The sequence below is a fragment of the Phenylobacterium sp. genome, assembly GCF_036821595.1.
GTDB lineage: Bacteria > Pseudomonadota > Alphaproteobacteria > Caulobacterales > Caulobacteraceae > Phenylobacterium.
The window spans coordinates 30,407-49,408 of record NZ_DAISJG010000014.1; the positions used below are offsets into that span (position 1 = coordinate 30,407).

The 19,002-nt window shown below is 70.7% G+C and carries 20 protein-coding genes; 15 read left to right on the plus strand and 5 right to left on the minus strand.

The window, feature by feature from the left end; translation table 11 throughout:
- Positions 1-43: 43 nt before the first annotated feature.
- Complete coding sequence (locus V7Z97_RS09325) at positions 44-283, minus strand: hypothetical protein (protein ID WP_334162987.1); 240 nt, start codon at positions 281-283, stop codon at positions 44-46.
- A gap of 160 nt (positions 284-443) precedes the next feature.
- Between V7Z97_RS09325 and V7Z97_RS09330 the strand changes: the two genes are divergently transcribed.
- The 6 genes from V7Z97_RS09330 to V7Z97_RS09355 all read left to right on the plus strand — a co-directional run bounded on the left by V7Z97_RS09330 (position 444) and on the right by V7Z97_RS09355 (position 5,358).
- On the plus strand, positions 444-1,292 hold the full coding sequence (locus tag V7Z97_RS09330; RefSeq protein ID WP_334163060.1) for an SMP-30/gluconolactonase/LRE family protein: 849 nt from the start codon (positions 444-446) through the stop codon (positions 1,290-1,292).
- Between the two features lie 84 nt (positions 1,293-1,376).
- Positions 1,377-1,742: a hypothetical protein gene (locus V7Z97_RS09335; RefSeq protein ID WP_334162988.1), complete on the plus strand. Its 366-nt coding sequence runs from the start codon at positions 1,377-1,379 to the stop codon at positions 1,740-1,742.
- Positions 1,743-1,837: 95 nt separating this feature from the next.
- On the plus strand, positions 1,838-3,562 hold the full coding sequence (locus tag V7Z97_RS09340; RefSeq protein WP_334162991.1) for an IlvD/Edd family dehydratase: 1,725 nt from the start codon (positions 1,838-1,840) through the stop codon (positions 3,560-3,562).
- A complete protein-coding gene (locus V7Z97_RS09345; RefSeq protein ID WP_334162992.1) occupies positions 3,562-4,479 on the plus strand; it encodes a 2-dehydro-3-deoxygalactonokinase in 918 nt (305 codons plus the stop codon). Before V7Z97_RS09340 ends, V7Z97_RS09345 begins: the two co-directional genes overlap by 1 nt.
- Positions 4,476-5,099, plus strand: coding sequence for a 2-dehydro-3-deoxy-6-phosphogalactonate aldolase (locus V7Z97_RS09350; protein WP_334162993.1), 624 nt, complete (start codon positions 4,476-4,478; stop codon positions 5,097-5,099). Before V7Z97_RS09345 ends, V7Z97_RS09350 begins: the two co-directional genes overlap by 4 nt.
- Positions 5,100-5,145: 46 nt before the next feature.
- Positions 5,146-5,358, plus strand: a complete 213-nt coding sequence (locus V7Z97_RS09355) for a hypothetical protein (protein ID WP_334162995.1) — start codon at positions 5,146-5,148, stop codon at positions 5,356-5,358.
- On the opposite strand, the gene V7Z97_RS09360 is transcribed toward V7Z97_RS09355, so the two are convergent.
- Positions 5,359-7,626 (minus strand): family 1 glycosylhydrolase, encoded by a 2,268-nt coding sequence (locus V7Z97_RS09360; RefSeq protein ID WP_334162997.1) that lies wholly within the window; start codon positions 7,624-7,626, stop codon positions 5,359-5,361.
- A 114-nt stretch (positions 7,627-7,740) separates the two neighbouring features.
- Here V7Z97_RS09360 and galE point away from each other — a divergent pair, with 114 nt between their 5' ends.
- The 5 genes from galE (at position 7,741) to V7Z97_RS09385 (ending at position 13,417) form a co-directional block, all read left to right on the plus strand.
- A complete protein-coding gene (gene galE / locus V7Z97_RS09365; RefSeq protein ID WP_334162998.1) occupies positions 7,741-8,793 on the plus strand; it encodes a UDP-glucose 4-epimerase GalE in 1,053 nt (350 codons plus the stop codon).
- 306 nt (positions 8,794-9,099) lie between these two features.
- Positions 9,100-11,373 (plus strand): UDP-galactopyranose mutase, encoded by a 2,274-nt coding sequence (gene glf / locus V7Z97_RS09370; protein ID WP_334163001.1) that lies wholly within the window; start codon positions 9,100-9,102, stop codon positions 11,371-11,373.
- A gap of 99 nt (positions 11,374-11,472) precedes the next feature.
- Complete coding sequence (locus tag V7Z97_RS09375) at positions 11,473-11,661, plus strand: hypothetical protein (protein WP_334163003.1); 189 nt, start codon at positions 11,473-11,475, stop codon at positions 11,659-11,661.
- A gap of 23 nt (positions 11,662-11,684) precedes the next feature.
- Positions 11,685-12,074: a helix-turn-helix domain-containing protein gene (locus tag V7Z97_RS09380; protein ID WP_334163004.1), complete on the plus strand. Its 390-nt coding sequence runs from the start codon at positions 11,685-11,687 to the stop codon at positions 12,072-12,074.
- Positions 12,075-12,097: 23 nt separating this feature from the next.
- Positions 12,098-13,417: a M20/M25/M40 family metallo-hydrolase gene (locus tag V7Z97_RS09385; RefSeq protein ID WP_334163006.1), complete on the plus strand. Its 1,320-nt coding sequence runs from the start codon at positions 12,098-12,100 to the stop codon at positions 13,415-13,417.
- On the opposite strand, the gene V7Z97_RS09390 is transcribed toward V7Z97_RS09385, so the two are convergent.
- Positions 13,414-14,394, minus strand: coding sequence for an SDR family NAD(P)-dependent oxidoreductase (locus V7Z97_RS09390; protein WP_334163007.1), 981 nt, complete (start codon positions 14,392-14,394; stop codon positions 13,414-13,416). The two genes, V7Z97_RS09385 and V7Z97_RS09390, sit on opposite strands and share 4 nt — an antisense overlap.
- Before the next feature lie 172 nt (positions 14,395-14,566).
- Between V7Z97_RS09390 and V7Z97_RS09395 the strand changes: the two genes are divergently transcribed.
- Positions 14,567-15,451: an AraC family transcriptional regulator gene (locus tag V7Z97_RS09395; RefSeq protein WP_334163009.1), complete on the plus strand. Its 885-nt coding sequence runs from the start codon at positions 14,567-14,569 to the stop codon at positions 15,449-15,451.
- Here V7Z97_RS09395 and V7Z97_RS09400 read toward each other — a convergent pair.
- Together V7Z97_RS09400 and V7Z97_RS09405 are read right to left on the minus strand one after the other, a co-directional pair.
- On the minus strand, positions 15,448-17,088 hold the full coding sequence (locus V7Z97_RS09400; protein ID WP_334163010.1) for an acyl-CoA synthetase: 1,641 nt from the start codon (positions 17,086-17,088) through the stop codon (positions 15,448-15,450). The genes V7Z97_RS09395 and V7Z97_RS09400 overlap by 4 nt on opposite strands.
- A 59-nt stretch (positions 17,089-17,147) precedes the next feature.
- Positions 17,148-17,609 (minus strand): Lrp/AsnC family transcriptional regulator, encoded by a 462-nt coding sequence (locus V7Z97_RS09405; protein ID WP_334163011.1) that lies wholly within the window; start codon positions 17,607-17,609, stop codon positions 17,148-17,150.
- A gap of 116 nt (positions 17,610-17,725) precedes the next feature.
- Between V7Z97_RS09405 and V7Z97_RS09410 the strand changes: the two genes are divergently transcribed.
- From V7Z97_RS09410 to V7Z97_RS09420, 3 genes are all read left to right on the plus strand, one after another.
- Complete coding sequence (locus V7Z97_RS09410) at positions 17,726-17,971, plus strand: DUF6356 family protein (protein ID WP_334163012.1); 246 nt, start codon at positions 17,726-17,728, stop codon at positions 17,969-17,971.
- Positions 17,972-18,054: 83 nt separating this feature from the next.
- The gene (locus tag V7Z97_RS09415; protein WP_334163014.1) at positions 18,055-18,537 is read left to right on the plus strand and encodes a hypothetical protein; all 483 of its coding nucleotides are present in this window, start codon (positions 18,055-18,057) and stop codon (positions 18,535-18,537) included.
- 131 nt (positions 18,538-18,668) lie between these two features.
- Entirely contained in the window at positions 18,669-18,929 is a 261-nt protein-coding gene (locus V7Z97_RS09420) for an SWIB/MDM2 domain-containing protein (protein WP_334163016.1), read from the plus strand.
- Positions 18,930-19,002: the final 73 nt, after the last annotated feature.

Consider the following 19,002-nt stretch of genomic DNA (forward strand, 5'->3'; position numbering starts at 1 on the left):
AGGGTTCACGCATTTTCCGCCGGCCGTCCGGCGGAGGGAAGGCCTATTCGGCGGCTTCCGCGAGCGACTGGCCGTTGATCTTGCGGCAGCGCGAGAGAAGCGCCAGGTGGTCGGCGCCGTTCACGACGTTGCGCACCCAGGCCTTATCGCCATGGACGGCGACGACCTCGAAGTGCGGGAAGAGGTTGGGACCGGTCCGGACGATGTCGCCCGCCTGGATCTCTTCCTCGTAGCCGCGCTCGTGACTGATAGAGAAAACGTCGGAATAACTGGACAACGACATCTGAGGGACCCCTCCCGATTCTGTCGCTAAAGATAGTAGACCCGAGACTCTGAACGGAACCAAAACGCGGCTGTCAGGATGTCGCAGGCCGCGAAAACCAGTGTTCGCGGAACCTTCACACGATTCGCGGGCAGCTTAAGCGGAGGAGACCGCCTTGGACGTGCGTTGCGTGGTGCAAGCCTCTGATCAACTTGGAGAAGGCCCCATCTGGGCGGCGCGGGAGGGCCGGCTCTACTGGTTCGACATCAAGGGCCGGAGGTTGTCCTGGTACGAACCCTCCACCGATGCGCGTGGGGCGTTCGAGCTGCCGGTGCGCGCTAGCGCCGCAGCCCCGAGGGCCAAGGGCGGGCTGCTCGTGGCCACCGAGAAGGGGCTGGGGGTCTGCGATCCGGCGACCGGGACCCTGGGGATCGTGCAGCCCTACGACCTGGGCGACGGCTTCCGCACCAACGACGGCAAGATCGACCCGCAGGGCCGGTTCTGGTGGAGCACCATGGACGACGACGGCGGAAAGCGCCCAGGCGCCGTCTTCCGCACCGGCCCGGACATGAAGACCGTCCGGGTGCTCACCGGCATCCACATCCCCAACACCATCTCGGTCAGCGCGGACGGCAGGACGCTTTACATGGCCGACTCCAAGCTGAAGACCATCTTCGCCCACGATGTGGACCAGCTCGGCCAGGTGCGCGAGTTCGCCCACACCCGGGGCGAGGCGGGCTCGCCCGACGGTTCGGCCATCGACGCCGAGGGCTACCTGTGGAACGCCCAGTGGGGCGCCTGGCGGATCGTCCGCTACGCTCCCGACGGCCGCGTCGACCGGATCGTGCGCGTCCCCGTGGAACAGCCGACCAGCTGCGCCTTCGGCGGGCCGGATCTCGCCACCCTCTACGTGACCAGCGCCTGGGACGAGCTCTTCCACCAGCAGCGGGCCGAGCAGCCCCTGGCCGGCGGCCTGTTCGCCTTCGAGCCCGGCGTGAAGGGCATGCCGCTGCCGGAGTTCGCCGGCTAGGGGGCGGCCCGGATAGCGGCGTCACCGGGACTTGCGCCCCGCGCTGGCCCAAGCTTAGCTGCCCACCCGGACGGGGGACGCTCAGTGGACGACCTTTTGGCGCGCGACGAGGACCTGAAGCTCATCCATGTGTCACTGGTGCTCGGGCACCGGCCCGCCAAACCAGACGCGCACTTCGACGAGCTGACGCTGAACGGCCAGCCGGTGACGATCTGGGGCGAAGCGCCGTTCCCCGGCCAGCAGGGGATCATCATCGCTCTGGGCTGGCATGAGCCGAAGGCCGCCCTCAACCTGACCTGGAGGTTCCGCGTGCCGTTCAACGGCGAGGGGGCCTATCTGGTGGGCTACTACCTTGATCGCGGCATCAGCAAGATGAAGCGCCTGCAGCTGTACGAGGACGTCATGCCGGGGCAGGTCTGCGACGGCGCGGCCGCCTTCAGCCTGCCGTAGCCCGCGCGACCCGGCGTCCAGCGAACCCCCTGAACCGACCCCGCCGCTCGAGGGTTAAGGTAGGGCATCTCCGGGGAAATCGAGGGTCCAGGCGCATGGCCGACAAACCGCTGCGCAGCCAGAAGAGCTACGGCAAGCTCGACCGCGACGGCTTCATCCACCGGAGCTGGATCAAGGGCACTGGCCTGCCGGACCACGTCTTCGACGGCCGTCCGGTCATCGGCATCTGCAACACCTGGTCGGAGCTGGTGACGTGCCAGTTCCACCTGCGCGACCTGGCCGAGTACGTGAAGCGCGGCGTCTGGGAGGCGGGCGGCGTGCCGATCGAGTTTCCGGCCATGAGCCTGCCCGAGACCCAGATGCGGCCGACGGCCATGCTGTTCCGCAACCTGCTGGCCATGGAGGTGGAGGAGTCGATCCGGGCCAACCCGATCGACGGAGTGGTGCTGCTGGGCGGCTGCGACAAGACCACGCCGGGTCAGCTCATGGGCGCGGCGAGCGTCGACCTGCCGGCCATGGTGGTCTCCTCCGGCCCGATGCTGAACGGCAAGTGGCAGGGCAAGGACATCGGCTCGGGCACTGACGTCTGGCGCTTCTCCGAGGCCGTGCGGGCCGGGGAGATGAGCTTGAAGGACTTCCTCTCGGCCGAGGCCGGGATGAGCCGCAGCCATGGGGTGTGCAACACCATGGGGACGGCTTCGACCATGGCCAGCCTCATCGAGGCCCTGGGCATGAGCCTGCCGAACAACGCCGCCCTGCCGGGGGTGGACAGCCGGCGCAAGACGCTCGCCCACCTGACCGGCAACCGCATCGTCCAGCTGGTGAAGGACGACGTGAAGCCGTCGGACATCCTGACGCGCGAGGCGTTCGAGAACGCCATCCTCATGCACGCTGCGATCGGCGGCTCCACCAACGCGGTGGTCCACCTGCTGGCCCTGGCCGGCCGGGTCGGCGTGGACCTGACCCTGGAGGACTTCGACCGGATCGGCCGGGAGGTCCCGCTGCTGGTCAACCTGATGCCGTCGGGCCGCTACCTGATGGAGGACTTCTGCTACGCCGGCGGCTGCCCGGCGGTGATGAACGAGCTGGGCCCGGTGCTGCGGCGCGAGGCGCTCACCGTCTCCGGCCTCCGCCAGGGCGAGATCGCCGACGCCGCCGAGGTCTGGAACCGCGAGGTGATCGGCACGCGCGAGGCGCCGATCGGGCCGTCCTCGGGCGTGTGGGTGCTGCGCGGCAATCTGTGTCCCGACGGGGCGATCCTGAAGCCCAGCGCCGCCTCGCCGGAACTGCTGACCCATCGCGGCCGGGCGGTGGTGTTCGAGGACATCGAGGACTACCACGCCCGCATCGACGACCCGGACCTGGAGGTCGACGAGACCTCGATCCTGGTGCTGAAGGGCTGCGGGCCGCGGGGCTATCCCGGCATGCCGGAGGTGGGCAACATGGCCCTGCCGCCGAAGCTGCTGCAGAAGGGCGTGCGCGACATGGTGCGGATCTCCGACGCACGGATGAGCGGCACGGCCTATGGCACGGTGATCCTGCACGTCTCGCCGGAAGCCGAGGCCGGCGGGCCACTGGCGCTGGTGCAGAACGGCGACGAGATCGCGTTCGACGGTCCGAACCGCACGCTCGAGCTGCTGGTCGACGAGGCGGAGCTGCGGCGCCGGCGCGAGGCCTGGCAGGCGGCGCGCAAGCCGTCGGAATTCCAGCGCGGCTGGTACCGGCTCTACATCGACACGGTGATGCAGGCCGATCGCGGGGCCGACCTCGACTTCCTGGTGGGCAAGTCCTCCAGCGAGGTCACCCGGGAAAGCCACTGATGGGCAAGGCCGCGCTGCTCGCCTGCGACTGGGGGACCACCAACCTCCGCGCCTGGACCCTCGACGCGGAGGGACGGGTGGTGGCGCACAGGGAGTTCGACCTGGGCGTCTCCCGGCTGGAGCCCGGCGAGGCGGCGAGGCGGTTCGAGAGCGAGGTGCAGCCGGCGTTCGGCGCTCAGGGGCTGCCGGCGATCCTCTGCGGCATGGTCGGCTCGAACCTCGGCTGGACGGTCGCGCCGTACGCCGACTGTCCCGTGGGCCTGGACGAGCTGGCGGCCTGCCTGGCGCCGGTGGCGGCGCACGCCGCCTGGGCCCGGATCGTCCCCGGCGTGCGCAGCGAAGGCATCGCCGGCGCGCCGGACGTGATGCGCGGCGAGGAGACTCAGCTGATGGGCTGGCTGGCCGAGCACCCCGACCGTCGTTCGGGCCGCCGGGTGATCTGCCACCCCGGCACCCACGCCAAGTGGATGCTCGTGGAGGACGGCCGGCTGGTCCGCTTCGTCACGGCGATGACCGGCGAACTGTTCGCCGTGCTGGGCAAGCACAGTGTGCTGAAGAGCGACGCCGCGGCGGACGACACCTCCGCCTTCGACGCCGGGCTGGCGGCGGCGGGGGAGGGCGACGCGCTCGCCGCACGCCTGTTCACCGCCCGGTCGCGGGTGGTGGGCGGAGGGGCGCCGGCGGAGAGCACGCCGAGCTACCTCTCGGGGCTGCTGATCGGGGCCGAGGTCGCCGCCACGCCGCGGCTGCTCGGGGTCTCGCCCGACGAGCCGGTGGTCCTGCTTGGCGACGAGATGCTGTGCCGCCTCTACGCCCGGGCGCTCGCGGGGCGGGGCGTGGCGCATGAGACCTTCGACGGGGAGGCGGCCGCCGTGGCCGGCCTCTTCGCCCTCTACCGGCTGGGAGCGGCCCGATGACCCTCGACGAAGCGCTGGCGCAATGTCCGGTGGTGGCGATCGTCCGCGGCGTGAAGCCGGACGAGGCGGCGGACCATGCCGCCGCCCTGCTGGAGGCCGGCGTGCTCGGCGTCGAGGTCCCGCTCAACTCTCCCGAGCCCATCGAGAGCATCCGCCGCCTGGCCGCGGAGTTCGGCGAACGCATGGTGGTGGGGGCGGGCACGGTGCTGACGCCCGAGCGGGTGGAGGCGGTGGCGGAGGTCGGCGGACGGATCATCGTCTCACCGAACACCCAGCCCTCGGTGATCCGCCGGTCGCTGGAGCTGGGCCTGGACCCGGCGCCGGGCTTCGCCACGGCCAGCGAGGCGTTCACGGCGATCGACGCCGGGGCTCGACACCTGAAGCTGTTCCCGGCGGTGACCTACGGCCCGGCGCACGTGAAGCAGATCCGCGCCGTCCTGCCGCCGGAGGCGGTGGTCTGGGCGGTGGGCGGCGTCGGGCCCGACAGCATGGCCGAGTGGTGGGCGGCGGGCGCGCGGGCCTTCGGCCTGGGCGGCGAGCTCTACCGGGCCGGCCAGTCCGTCGCCGAGACCCGGGACAAGGCGCGCCGGGTGATGGAGGCGGTCCGCGCCCTGGGCTGAACCTCGGCGGAGCCTGGGGGTTTAACTCCCGAACGGAGGGACACCCATGAAACAGCTCACCCGCTTCGCCATCGACGTGCGCGACGAGGATTTCCTGCTGACCCTGGAGGACGACTCCGGAGGGAAGCACGAGTTCGCCGCCTCCCCGGAACAGCTCGACGCGGTGATCGACGCCCTGGACGAACTGCTCTCCGAGAACGAGGAGGAGCTGTTCGAGGTGGAGGACGACGCGCCCACCTACCAGAAGCCCCTGGGCTAGCTAGGCGTCCTCGCGCGGCTGGCCGCGGCCCGCGCGCATGAAGAGGTCGGGCGGGGCGCCGTCGACGAGCGCCTCGGCCTCCGCCGCGAACTCCGCCTCGGTGACGATGGCGGCGTAGCGCCCGATGGCGTTGTCCAGGCCCGGCATCACGACACCGCGCTCGGTGCCGAGCGCGGCGTAGGCCGGCCGCGGCGCCGGCCAGCCGAAGCTCCCGCCCGGTCGCCCGAGCACCCGCGCCTCGTCGAGGTTCATCGCCACCGCCACGCGGCGGGCGAACTCCGCCCAGGACACCTCGCCGTTGTTGGCCAGGTGGCGGATGCCGGTCTCGCCGTCGATCAGCAGGTCCAGGGTGGCGTCCACTAGGTCCGGCACATAGGTCGGGGACACCACCAGGTCGTCGGCGGCATGGAGTTCCTGGTCGGCGGCCAGGGTGCGCAGCACGTGGGCGGCGAAGTTGTAGGGGTCGAAGGGGGAGAAGAAGGCGGCGGTGCGGATCATCAGCGGCCGCCCCCCGAGGTCCAGGATTTCGCATTCCGCGCGCGCCTTGCTGACCCCGTAGACGTTCAGCGGCGAGGGCGTGTCGCTTTCCACATAGGGCCGGTCGGACCGGCCGTCGAACACCAGGTCGCTGGAGAAGCCGACGAAGGGCAGGCCGCGGTCGCGGCAGGCGCGGGCCAGCCGGATCGCGCCCTCGGCGTTGGCGGCCAGGCAGGCGGCGGCCTCGGCCTCGGCGTCGTCCACGCGGACCCAGCCGGCGGCGTTGATCACGCCCCAGGGCTCGCACGCGTCGAGGACGCGGGCGATGGAGTCCGGCTCCTCGAGCGACAGCTCCCGGCGGCTGGTGAGCCGGTAGTCGACGCCGCGCCATTCGCAGGCCCGGGCGAGCGCCTTGCCGAGGGTGCCGGTGGCCCCGGCGATCAGCAACGGCCGCGCAGGGGCCTGGCCGGTCCGCCACTCGGGCCGGGGCTCGGGGGAGTCCACGGTGCGGAACACCGGGCGGAACTCCATGCGGATGTCCCGTCGCCACCAGCCGGGGCCGAGGGTGGCGGGGTGCGGCTCGCCCTGGCCCGACCCCAGCCGCTTCAGCTCGGCGGCGAGGCCGGTGGGGCGCGGCGGCTCCGCGCGCACGTCGAAGGCGCCCACCTCGTAGTGGCCGATGTGGCGGGTGAGCAGGCTGTTCCAGTCATAGGTCCCGAGCAGGGCCCAGGCGGTGACGGCGCGCACGTCGACGCCGCGGCCGCGCAGGCGCCGGGCCGCCTCCCAGGCCTCGCGCAGCCAGCGCACCTGCTCCTCGCGCGTGCAGCCGTTGTGCGCCTCGGTGACGGCCAGCGGCAGGCCGTAGCGCGCCCAGGCCTCGTCCAGCACGCTTTCCAGGCCGCCAGGGGCGGGCAGGGCGACGCGGATCGCCTCCACGTCTGCGAAGGCCATGTACTGGTTCCCGCCGTGGCGTTCGGGCGGATAGTCGTCCAGCCGGTGGTCGAGAAACCGGTCCGAGGTCAGGTAGTGGTTCACGCCGATCACGTCCGGCGGACAGGGATCGTCGGCGATGGCCCGCAGCCGGTCGCCGAAGCCGAAGCTCTCCAGCCGGTCCCACAGGAGGTGGCCCGGCGTCACCCGGCCGGCCAGCAGGTCCCAGGTCATCCAGCGGCGGGCGTTGTCGAAGTCCGCCTGGTGCTTCACCGCGCGGGTGGAATAGGTGCGGCCGAGATCCTCGGTCTGGATCAGTCGGGCGGCGGAATTGACCCGGCGGATCTCGCGCATGGCCAGCCGCGTGGCGTCGATCTGGTTGAACAGCGCGACCCAGAACATGTGCTCGTCGGCCAGGTGCGGGTACCAGTGGCCGTAGAGGGCGGAGAAGCGGGCGGTGGTCAGCGGCTCGTTGACCGGCGTCCAGTCCTCGATCCACGGGTAGCGCTCGGCGGCGGCGCCGGCGTAGGCTGCGAAGGCCGGCGCGAAGCCCTGGTCCACCAGGCTGGTGTAGCGCGGGCCGCTGCCGTGGTGGAGCAGGCCCGCGATCGGGCGCATGCCGAGGTCGCGAATGCGCGGCAGGCGGGCGTCGGTCCAGCTCCAGTCAAGACGGTCGGGCCGCTGCGGCGCCACGCGCTCCCACAGAACCGGATAGCGCAGGGCCTTCAGGCCGAGCGCCGCGAAACGCTCCAGGTCCTCCGGCCGGTCATGATGGCCGGAGCGGATCGTCTGGTCATGGAAGGCCCCGCCGACACGGTTCACGGTGCATTCGTGACCGCCCCACAACTCGAGTTCAGGCATACACCCTGGCTTTCCCGTCACATCCCGAGACCTAAAGCCGTGGTTTCAGCAGATCGTTCCACCGCCTTGCTTTTGATGCTGGAACGGTTCCCGGGGCGGTGGATTATGGACCTCATGGATCGGGGATCGAAACCCGCCGTGCTGGTCACGGGCGGGGCCGGCTACATCGGCGCACACACCGCAAAGGCCCTGCACGAGCAGGGTTACTTTCCTGTCGTCTACGACAGCCTGAGCTCGGGCTTCCGCGAGGCGGTGGGCTGGGGCGCCTTCGTCCACGGCGACATCCGCGACGCGGGCGCCCTCGCCGAGGCGATCGACGCGCACGGCGTGAAGGCGGTCATCCACTTCGCCGGCCTGATCGAGGTCGGCCGCTCGGTGGTGAAGCCGGACCTGTTCTGGGAGCACAATGTGGCGGGCACCACGACCTTGCTCTCCACCATGCGCGAGCGGGGCGTGAACCGGCTGGTCTTCTCGTCCTCGGCCGCGGTCTACGGCCAGGGCGGGCGCGGGCCGCTGGAGTCCATCCCGGAGGACGCGCCGAAGGCTCCGGCCAGCCCCTATGGCGACACCAAGCTCGCCTGCGAGTGGATGATCGAGGCGCAGTGCCGCGCCTACGGTCTGACGGCGGTGGCCCTGCGGTATTTCAACGCCGCGGGGGCGGACCCCTCCGGCCTGATCGGCGAGGCCCACGAGCCGGAGACCCACCTGATCCCGCTGGCCATCGCCGCGGCGCTCGGAGACGGCAAGCCGCTCACCGTGTTCGGCGACGACTTCGACACCCCCGACGGGACCTGCCTGCGGGACTACATCCACGTCTGCGACCTCGCCACGGCGCATGTGGCGGCGCTGCGGGCCGACCTGCCGGCCGGCGCCTTCGAGGCGGTGAACGTCGGGACCGGGCAGGGCGCCTCGGTGTTCGAGGTGGTGGAGGCCGTGGGCCGCGCCGCCGGCCGGCCCGTGCCGCACAGCATCGGCGCGCGCCGGGCGGGGGACCCGCCGAGCCTGGTGGCCGATCCCGCGCGCGCCCGGGCGCTGCTCAACTGGACGCCGGTATGCTCGTCGCTAGAGCAGATCGTGGTCGACGCGTTGCGCTGGGAGCGAAATCCCGCCTACGGCGCTGGCGTCCGTGGGCGCCGCGCCGTAGAGATCGAAAACACGACTGTTTAAGTCGACTGCCCGACGCAGACGAAACTCTATTCGTCTTAGCGTCGCCTTATCTTTTGATTACAGCATTTGCGCCCGCCGGATCTGCATTCGGCGCGGAACCTTTCTGCATGGAGGGAGTTGTTCCAGCGGGCTTCGTGTGTCGATTTTTCAAAAAGGAATGCGCCCTTGAACACTCAGTGGTTCCCGAGCGCCGAAGGCGCTGCGCCATTGTCTACTCCTTTCGGGCCGCGTTCCCGAGGTCGTCAGACCCTCGTCTGCTTCTCGCACCTCCGCTGGGACTTCGTCTTCCAGCGCCCCCAGCACCTCATGACGCGCTTCGCCCAGGGCCGGAAGGTCGTGTTCTGGGAAGAGCCCGTGCCCGGGCCGGCGGAGGAGACCCCCCGCCTGGACAGCCGCACCTGCCCCGACAGCGGCGTCCTGGTGGTCACCCCGGTTCTCGCCGACGGCGGCAGCCCCGAGGAACGCGACGCCCAGCTGAAGTCCCTGCTCGACGCCTTCCTGGCGGGCCACGAGAACGATCTGATCCGCTGGTACTACACGCCCATGATGCTGAGCTTTTCGCGGCATCTGGAGGCGGTCTGCACGGTCTACGACTGCATGGACGAGTTGGCGAACTTCAAGTTCGCCCCGCCTGAGCTGACCATCCTGGAACGCGAACTGATGGCCGCCGCCGACGTCGTCTTCACCGGCGGCTATTCGCTGTGGGAAGCCAAGCGCGACCGCCACCCGAACATCCACCCGTTTCCTTCCAGCGTGGACCGGGCCCACTTCGCCAAGGCGCGCCACCTGCGCGAGGAGCCGGAGGACCAGGCCCGAATCCCGTGGCCGCGCCTCGGCTTCTACGGCGTCGTGGACGAGCGCATGGACCTCGAGCTCATCGCGGCCCTGGCCGACGCCCGGCCCGAGTGGAGCGTGGTGATCGTCGGGCCGGTCGTGAAGATCGACCCGGCCGACCTGCCGAAGCGACCCAACCTCCACTACCTGGGCGGCAAGGGCTACGACGACCTGCCGAAGTACCTGGGCGGCTGGGACGTGGCGCTGATGCCGTTCGCGATCAACGAGTCGACCCGCTTCATCTCGCCGACCAAGACCCCGGAATACCTGGCGGGCGGCCGGCCGGTGGTCTCCACCCCGATCGTCGACGTGGTCCGCCACTACGGGGAACTGGAGGCGGTGAAGGTCGCCGCCACCCACGACGACTTCATCGCCGCCTGCGACCAGGCCCTGGCGCTGTCGCGCCTGAAGGGCGACTGGCTGAAGGCGGTGGATGCGGCGCTCTCCGCCCTGTCCTGGGACGAGACCTTCGCGCGGATGAACGCCGAGATCGCCCGGGCCGTGGGCCAGCGCCAGCAGGCGACGGCCGAGGCGCTGGCCGAGGCCGGCGCCCTGCCGGCGCCCGCGATCCGTCCGGCCTCGCGCAGCAAGCCGTTCGACTACCTGATCGTCGGCGCCGGCTTCGCCGGCTCCGTGCTGGCCGAGCGCCTCACCACCCAGCTCGGCAAGCGGGTGATGCTGGTGGATCGCCGGCCGCACATCGGCGGCAACGCCTATGACGAGAAGGACGCGGCCGGGGTGCTGATGCACCGGTACGGCCCGCACATCTTCCACACCAACTCCGACGAGGTGGCCGGCTACCTCTCGCAGTTCACCAAGTGGCGGCCGTACGAGCACCGGGTGCTCGCCTCGGTGAAGGGCGGCCTGCTGGTGCCGATCCCGATCAACCGCACCACGCTCAACACCCTCTACGGCCTCGACCTGAAGAACGACGACGAGGCCGCGGCCTACCTCGCCGGCCGGGCCGAGCCGGTGGAGAAGGTCAGGACCTCGGAGGACGTGGTGGTCTCGGCCGTCGGCCGCGAGCTCTACGAGACCTTCTTCCGCGGCTACACCCGCAAGCAGTGGGGCATGGACCCCTCCGAGCTAGACAAGAGCGTGACCGCCCGGGTGCCGACCCGCACCAACGTCGACGACCGCTACTTCACCGACAAGTTCCAGAACATGCCGGCCGACGGCTACACCCGGATGTTCGAGAACATGCTCGACCAGAAGGGCCTGACCATCGAGTTGGGGGTCGATTTCGAGGACGTGCGGGCGGACACCGTCTACGACCGCCTGATCTTCACCGGTCCGGTGGACGAGTACTTCGACCACCGCTACGGCAAGCTGCCGTACCGCAGCCTGGCGTTCCGGCACGAGACGCTGGATCAGGAGTGGTTCCAGCCGGTCGGTACGGTCAACTATCCGGACGAGCAGACGCCCTACACCCGCATCAGCGAGTACAAGCACCTGACCGGCCAGAGTTCGAAGCGGACAACGGTCACCTACGAGTACCCGCGCGCCGATGGCGACCCGTACTATCCGGTGCCCCGGCCCGAGAACCAGGCGCTCTACAAGAAGTACGAGGCGCTGGCGCTCGACACCCCCAACGTCCACTTCGTGGGGCGGCTGGCCACCTACCGCTACTACAACATGGACCAGGTGGTGGGGCAGGCGCTGGCCACCTTCCGCCGGATCGCCGAGCGGGAGGGGCGGTCGGTCATCGCCGCCCAGAGCGCGGCGCGGGCCATCGCCGCCAACTAGGCCGCGGGCCCGAAATTCAACCTACAGGCGGCCCTCGCTTCGCGGCGGGGGCCGTTCCGTGTTAAGCGGCGCCTTGAGACGGCGGGGGCTTCCAGTCCAATGGTCCGGACCGAGAACGAGCGGGCGCGTGAGATCGCGCAAAATCTGGTCGAGATCCTGTCGTCCTATGAGGAGGAACTGATGGCGCTCGAGCATGACGCGCCGGCCCTGGGCGCGCTGCGCCGGGCGGTCGGCATGGCCATAGCCGAGGCCTGCTACCTGATCTCCGACGGCGCGCCGCCGCACTAGACCCAGAGGACGACATCGCACCCATGGCCCGCAAACCCGAGGCTCTCGCCGACCCGGTCGACATCGCCGTTGGCGCGCGCATCCGCCTGCTGCGCAAGGTCCGCGGCCTGTCGCAACAGGCCCTGGCCGAGGCCGCCGGCGTGACCTTCCAGCAGATCCAGAAGTACGAGCGCGGCGCCAACCGGGTGAGCGCGTCCATGCTTTCGCGGATCGCCAGGACGCTCGGCGCGCCGGTCTCGGAGATGTTCGGCGAGGTCGGCCCGGCCAGCGGGGCCATCGACGAGGTGGCCGCGCTGCTGGCCGAGCCGGGGGCGCTGGAGCTGCTCAAGGCCTTTTCGCACCTGCCCAAGGGGCCGCCGCGCTCGGCCCTCGTGGACTTCGTCCGCACGCTCAGCGACAAGCAGCCGGGCTGATCCTCGGTCCCGGGAGCCATTCCATGCGTTCGTCCCTTCGCGCCGCGATCCTGGCCGCGGGGCTGCTGACCGCTGCGCCGGCCTGGTCCGCGCCGCCGACGCCGGTCGAGGCGAAGATGATCGCCACGGTGACGGCCGAGCACGAGCGCCATGTGAAGCTGCTGGAGGCCCTGGTGCGGGTGAACTCCGGCACCATGAACCTCGAGGGCGTGGAAGAAGTCGGCCGGATGATGCGCGCCGAACTGGAGCCGCTGGGCTTCCAGGTGCGCTGGATCCCCATGGCGGAGACGGGCCGCGCCGGTCACATCGTCGCCACCCACAGGGGGAACGGCCGGGGCAAGCGGATGCTGCTGATCGGCCACCTGGACACCGTCTTCGAGCCGGACAGCCCGTTCCAGGGCTGGACCCGCCGCGGCGACATCGTGGAGGGCCCCGGCGTCAGCGACATGAAGGGCGGGAACGTGGTGATCGTCGCCGCGCTGCGCGCCATGCACGCCGCGGGAACGCTGAAGGACGCCGACGTCACGGTGGTGTTCACCGGCGACGAGGAGAAGCCCGGCAGCCCGATCGCGCTCGCCCGCCGCGACCTGATCGCCGCCGGCCGCGCCAGCGACGTGGCGCTGGATTTCGAGGGGCTGTCCCGGGAGGCCGGCCGGGACATCGGATCCATCGCCAGGCGCTCGGCCAACTCCTGGACGCTGACGGTGAAGGCCAGGTCCGGCCACTCCTCGGCCGTCTGCGCGGAGGCCATGGGCTGCGGAGCGAACTACGAACTGGCCCGGATCATCGAGGCGTTCCGCAAGGAGCTTCCCGAGCCCAACCTCACCTACAACGTCGGCATGATCGCCGGCGGGGCCAAGGTCGAGGCGAACGCCGGCGGGACGGGCGTCTCGGCGATCGGCAAGACCAACATCGTCTCCGGCGAGGCGGTGGCGCTCGGCGACATCCGCACGCTCTCCGACGACCAGGAGGCGCGGGTACGGGCGAAGATGAAGGCCATCGTCGCCCGCTCCCTACCGCACGCCGAGGCGAGCCTCGCGTTCGACGACACCGGATACCCGCCGATGGCGCCCACCGAGGGCAACAAGGCGCTGCTTCGCAAGCTCAACGCCGTCAACGAGACGCTCGGCCTGCCTGAGATGCCGCAGGGCGACCCGGCCCGACGTGGGGCCGGCGACATCGCCTTCGTGTCGTTCATCGACGGCCTTGTCGGTCTCGGCCTGGCCGGGGACGGCTCCCACGCCCCGGGCGAGACGGCGGACCTGAAGAGCCTCGACGTCCAGGCCCAGCGCGCCGCCCTGCTGATGAGCCGGCTGGCGAAGGAGCCGCGGGCCAGGCGCTAGGCGGGGGCGAGCTGCGGAGCCGGGAAGGTCTCGCCGACCATCGCCTCGCTCTTCACCCACAGGGCCTTCGCCCGCTCCGGGTCCACGGCGTAGGGCTTCACGCCGCCGCGGATTTCCTGGCTCTCGACGACCTCGGCCACGTGGCAGTCCTCGCAGTAGCGGCCGCCGACCGCCTCCGCCGGCGCCATGGCGGCCGCCCAGACGCTGGTCGCCGCGCCCTGGGGAATGGTCTTCCAGCTGAAGTCCTCGCCGGGCGGCAGGCTGGATCTGATCGAATCCAGCAGCGCCTGCATGGACTCCGGCGTCATGTGACGCCCCAGTTCGGTGTGGATGCCGCCCGGGTGCACCGCGACGGCGCGGACGCCGCGGCCCCTGTGCCGCCGGTCGAATTCCACGGCGAAGAGGGCGTTCGCGGTTTTCGAGCGGCCGTAGGCCATGAACGGCTCGTACGGCGTGCGCTCGAAGTCGGGGTCATCCAGGTCGATGTCGGAGAACCGGTGGCCGGCCGAGGACAGGTTCACCAGCCGCGCGCCGGGCCGCATCAGGGCGGCGATACGGTTCACCAGCACGAAGTGGCCCAGGTGGTTCGTGCCGAACTGGGTTTCGAAGCCGTCGGCGGTCCTGCCGAAGGGCGTCGCCATGACGCCGGCGTTGGCGACCACCAGGTCGAAGGGCTCGCCGCGGGCGACCAGGTCGTCGGCGCAGGCCCGCACGCTGGCCAGCGAGGCCAGGTCCAGCTGGACGAGCTCCAGCCCGCCGCCATTGCGGGCGTCGGCGCGCACCACCCCGGTGGCGCCCTTCGCCTTGCCCAAGTCGCGGGCCGCGCCCACCACCCACGCGCCGTGCGACGCCAGCGCGCGGGCGGTTTCCACGCCGAGACCCGCCGAGACGCCGGTGACCAACACCCGCTTACCGGAGAGGTCGACGCCCTCCAGGACCTCGTCCGTCGTCGATTGCGCGCCAAAGATCTTCGTCATGTGGGCCTCCGCCTGTTCAGGTTGCGTGAGACCCATGTGGGGCAGGGGGGGGCGTTCCGCCGCGCCGGATCGTCTCGAACTCTTGCCCGATCCTCTCAACAGCCGCCGGCGCCTCCGGGGTCAGCTTGCGCGCGCGCTGCGTCGATCCGATCATCTGCCCATGGAGCAGACCATGGACGAGTTGCGGGCGATCGCCGCGCGCCACCTGCGCGGGACGCGGACGGAGACGCCCGTGCCGCGGCTCGCCCTGCACAGCGGCTGCGAGGCCACCGAGCTGCAGCCGGGCCTCGTGGCGGAGCCGATGCTCGTGCTGGTGCTGCAGGGCGCCAAGGAGGCGCTGGTGGGCGAGCGCCTGCTGCGCTACAGCGCCGGCTGCTACGCCATCGCCTCTGTGGAGCTGGCGGTCTGCGGGCGGATCGCCCTGGCCAGCCGCGACCGGCCCTACATCGGCGCGACCCTGGCGCTCGACCGCGACGCCCTGGCGGGGCTCCTGCCGGAGCTGCCCGGCGGACGCTCCGAGCCGACGCCGGCGGGGTTCGGGGTCAGCACCGCGACGCTGGAGCTGGCCGAGGCCTGGCTCAGGCTGCTGCGCCTGCTCGACCGGCCGGCCGACGTCCCGGTGCTCGCGCCGCTGATCGAGCGGGAGATCCTCTACTGGCTGCTGCAGGGGCCGCAGGCGGCCATGCTGCGCCAGCTCGCCGCCGCCGGCAGCCGGCTCTCGCAGGTCCGCCGCGCGATGAGCTGGATTCGCGAGCACTATCGCGAACCCCTGCGGATCGAGGCCCTCGCCGGGCTGTCGGGCATGAGCCCGGCGTCCTTCCACCGGCACTTCAAGGCGGCGACGGGCATGAGCCCGCTGCAATTCCAGAAGAGCCTGCGGCTGCAGCACGCCCGGCGGCTGCTGATCACCGACCACGACGCGGCTCGCGCCGGCTACGCCGTGGGCTATGAGAGCGCCTCGCAGTTCAGCCGCGAGTACGCCCGCCTGTTCGGCGCGCCACCGGCCCGCGACGCCCAGCGGCTGCGGCGGGAAGGGCTGGTCGTCGAACCCGCCTAGGCCGGCTGGCCGAGTTCCTTCAGGGCGCGGTCCTTCACCGCCTTGTAGTCGACCTTGCCGTTCGGGGCCCGGCCGATGGTCTCCACCAGCACCAGCTCGCGTGGGGCCTTGTAGCCGGCGAGCTGGCTGTGCACATGGGCCGACAGCTCCGGCAGCGAAGGGGCGTCGGGCCCCTCGGGCTCCACCACGGCGCAGATCCGCTCGCCGAAGCGGGGATCGGGCACGCCGACCACCACCGCGTCGCGCACGTTCGGATGGGTCTTCAGCGCCTCCTCGACCTCCTCGGGGAAGACCTTCTCGCCGCCGGTGTTGATGCAGACGGAGCCGCGGCCCAGCAGCTTCAGCGAGCCGTCGGCGTTCACCTCCGCCCAGTCGCCGGGGACGCTCCACCGCTGGCCCTCGATGACCTTGAAGGTCTTCGCCGACTTGTCGGGGTCCTTGTAGTAGCCGACCGGCAGGAAGCCGGAGACCGCGACCATGCCGCGCTCGCCCGAGCCGGGCTCCACGCGCCGGCCGTCCTCGGTGAAGACGGCGCAGCTGGGGCCGAGCATGAAGGCCGCCGTCTGCATCTCCGCGCCGGGCGCCGAGGCCGAGGCGCCCAAGCCCACGGCCTCGGAGGAGCCCAGGCTGTCGTAGATCACCGCATTGGTGGCGTGGCGCAGCAGGCCCCGCTTGTTCTCCTGGCTCCACATGGAGCCCGAGGAGCTCATGGTGCGGACGTTGGAGAGGTCCCAGCGGCCGGGGTTGGCTTCCAGCGCCTCCAGCATGGGGGTGGAGAAGGCCAGGCCCACGAGCACGATGGCCGTGGCCTTCAGGCGCTCGGCCTCGTTCCACAGTTCCACAGCGTCAAACTTGCGCGAGGGCAGGGTGGCGACCGTCCCGCCCTGGTTCAGGCAGATGAAGGCGGAGAACTGTCCGGTGCCGTGCATCAGCGGGCAGGCGACCAGGCTGATGGGGCGCTGGTGCTCGGGCGAACCGATCCGCTCGACCAGCTCCCCGACCGAGGTGGCCGGGGGAATTCCCAGCGCCGCGTTCCCGCCGGCCCCGATGACGTTGAACAGGTCGTCCTGGCGCCACATCACGCCCTTGGGCATGCCGGTGGTGCCGCCGGTGTAGAGCAGGAGCAGATCGTCGGGCGAGCGTCCCCACGGCGCTTTCACCGGGCGCTGCTCGGGCGTGGCGGCTACGACGGTCTCGTAGTCGGCAGCCCAGCCGGGGGCGGGATGACCGGGCTCGGCCACCGCGATCCAGCGCTTCACCTTGGGCAGGCGGGGCCGGATGCCGGCGACGATCCCGGCGAAGCTGGCGTGGAAGACGATCGCCTGGGCGTCGGCGTTGTCGAAAAGGTAGACCAGCTCTTCAGGACCGTACCGGTAGTTGGTGTTCACCGGGGCGAAACCGCCCTTGAAGGCCGCGAAGTAGGTCTCGAGGTATTCCGGCCCGTTGTAGAGGTAGGCGGCGACCTTGGCCTGGTGGTCCAGCCCGGCCGCGATCAGGTCGGCGGCCAGCGCGTCGACCCGGGCGTCGAACTGGCCCCAGGTCAGCGCCCGGCCGCCCTGAATCTGGGCCGGCCGGTCAGGCTGGGCCGCGGCGATCGTCTCCCAGACGTCGGCGAAGGTCCACGCAGTCACATCCATCCTCCCAGGTTCTTGTCATTTTGGGAGAAGTTGGCCGCTTGCCCGGACGGCAAGTCAACTCAAACGGGGAGCGCCGTGGTCGACTTGATCTGCTCCATCGCGAAGGCGGAGCTGACGTCGGCCAGCGGGACGCTGGCGATCAGCCGGCGGTAGAAGGCGTCGTAGGCGGCGATGTCCCTGACCCGCACCTTCAGGAGGTAGTCGGTGTCGCCGGAGAGCCGGTAGAACTCCACCACCTCCGGCATGGCGGAGGCCGCCGAGGCGAAGTGGTCGAGCCACTCCTGGTCGTGCCGGTTGGTGCGGACCGAGACGAACACCGCCAGGCCCAGGTCCAGCTTCTCGGGATCGAGCAGGGCCACGCGGCGGGCGATGACACCGGCCTCGGTGAGCCGCTTCACCCGCTTCCAGCACGGCGTCTGCGAAAGGCCCACCCGCTCGGCCAGGTCGGCGATGGCCACGGTGGCGTCGGCCTGCAGCTCGCGGAGGATGCGGCGATCAATGGCGTCGAGAAGGATGTTCACGTCAAGCAGGCTCCGGGGAGAAGCATATTCTACAGATGGCAAGGTTCCGCGTGAAGCGAAGTAATGATCTTCTTGGGAATCGGCGGCATGATTCTCTCGGCTATCCTGGAGGGAACATGCTCGCGCGCTTCACCGACCATCCGCATTCCGTCGGCGAGACCTATGCCGAGCATGCCGCGGCCGCCTCGGGCTTCGGCCTCACCCTGATCGCGGCGGGGCTCGCCTGCCTGCTGCATGCGGCCTTCCCCTGGCTGTTCGAGGACTTCGCCAGCCGCAAGGTGCGGGCGCTGCACGCCCGGATGACCAGCCGCCGGGCGCCGCTGGCCTGGACCGGCTACGTGGGCGACGGCCTGGGCGTCTAGCCCTTCGGCGGGAACCGGGACCGCGCCTCCGGGTTGCTCCTGCGACGCCGCATCCGCGGCGAAGCGACTTTGGAGGCGCGACCATGGCCACGCTGCCTTACAGCGACCGGACCGACACCTATTCCACGACGACCTCGATCCGCGACCACGACGGCGACGGCGAGACCGCCGCCGCGGGGATCGGCGGCAAGGTCTTCATCTGGCTGGCCTGGGCCCTCGCGGCGGCGTTCTGGGCCTTCTCGCTGTCCACGGCCATCGGGATCCTGAACGCCATGGGCAGCCCGGCGGCCGACGCCACCGCGGACGCGCCGGACGCCGGTGGGATCGGATGGTTCCTGATGACGGTGGTCGGCGGCACCGTGATCCTGGGCGTGGCGATCGCCTACGGCCTCGCCAGCTATCTCAGCCGCGACAAGCGCAAGGACCCGATGACCGAGGCGGCGACGCATGCCCTCTACGACACCATCGAGCGCCAGGGCGGCGACGACATGACCACCCGCTCCCCCGAGGCCCGCCGCCCCGAGGAGCGCGACGCCTACCGGGATGCGCAAAGGGATCTGCGGTAAATTCCTGGGCGCGACGTTCCGGCGCGCTCTAGGAGTGGCGCACCGGGCGACGTGCCCCTAGGATAGCTCAAGCGACTCAGCCCTCGCGAAGAGCGTTGGGGCGGCGCCTGATACCTAGCTGGGGGAGCCCAATGGCCGAAACCAAGAAAACCAACGCCCTGCAAAAGCCGCTTACGCCCTCTTCCGAACTGGCCGCCGTGGTCGGTTCCGGGCAGCTTTCCCGGGGTGAAGTGGTCTCCAAGATCTGGGACTACATCAAGAAGAACAACCTGCAGAATCCGCAGAACAAGCGCGAGATCGTCGCCGACGATAAGCTGAAGCCGATCTTCCACGGCAAGGACCGCGTCTCGATGTTCGAGATGAACAAGCACCTGGCGCAGCACCTGAAGTAGGACGCGCCGGCGACGGCGTCCGCGCCGTCTGCTGCGACTTCAGAGGACCCCGCGGCCCCCTGGCCTGCGGGGT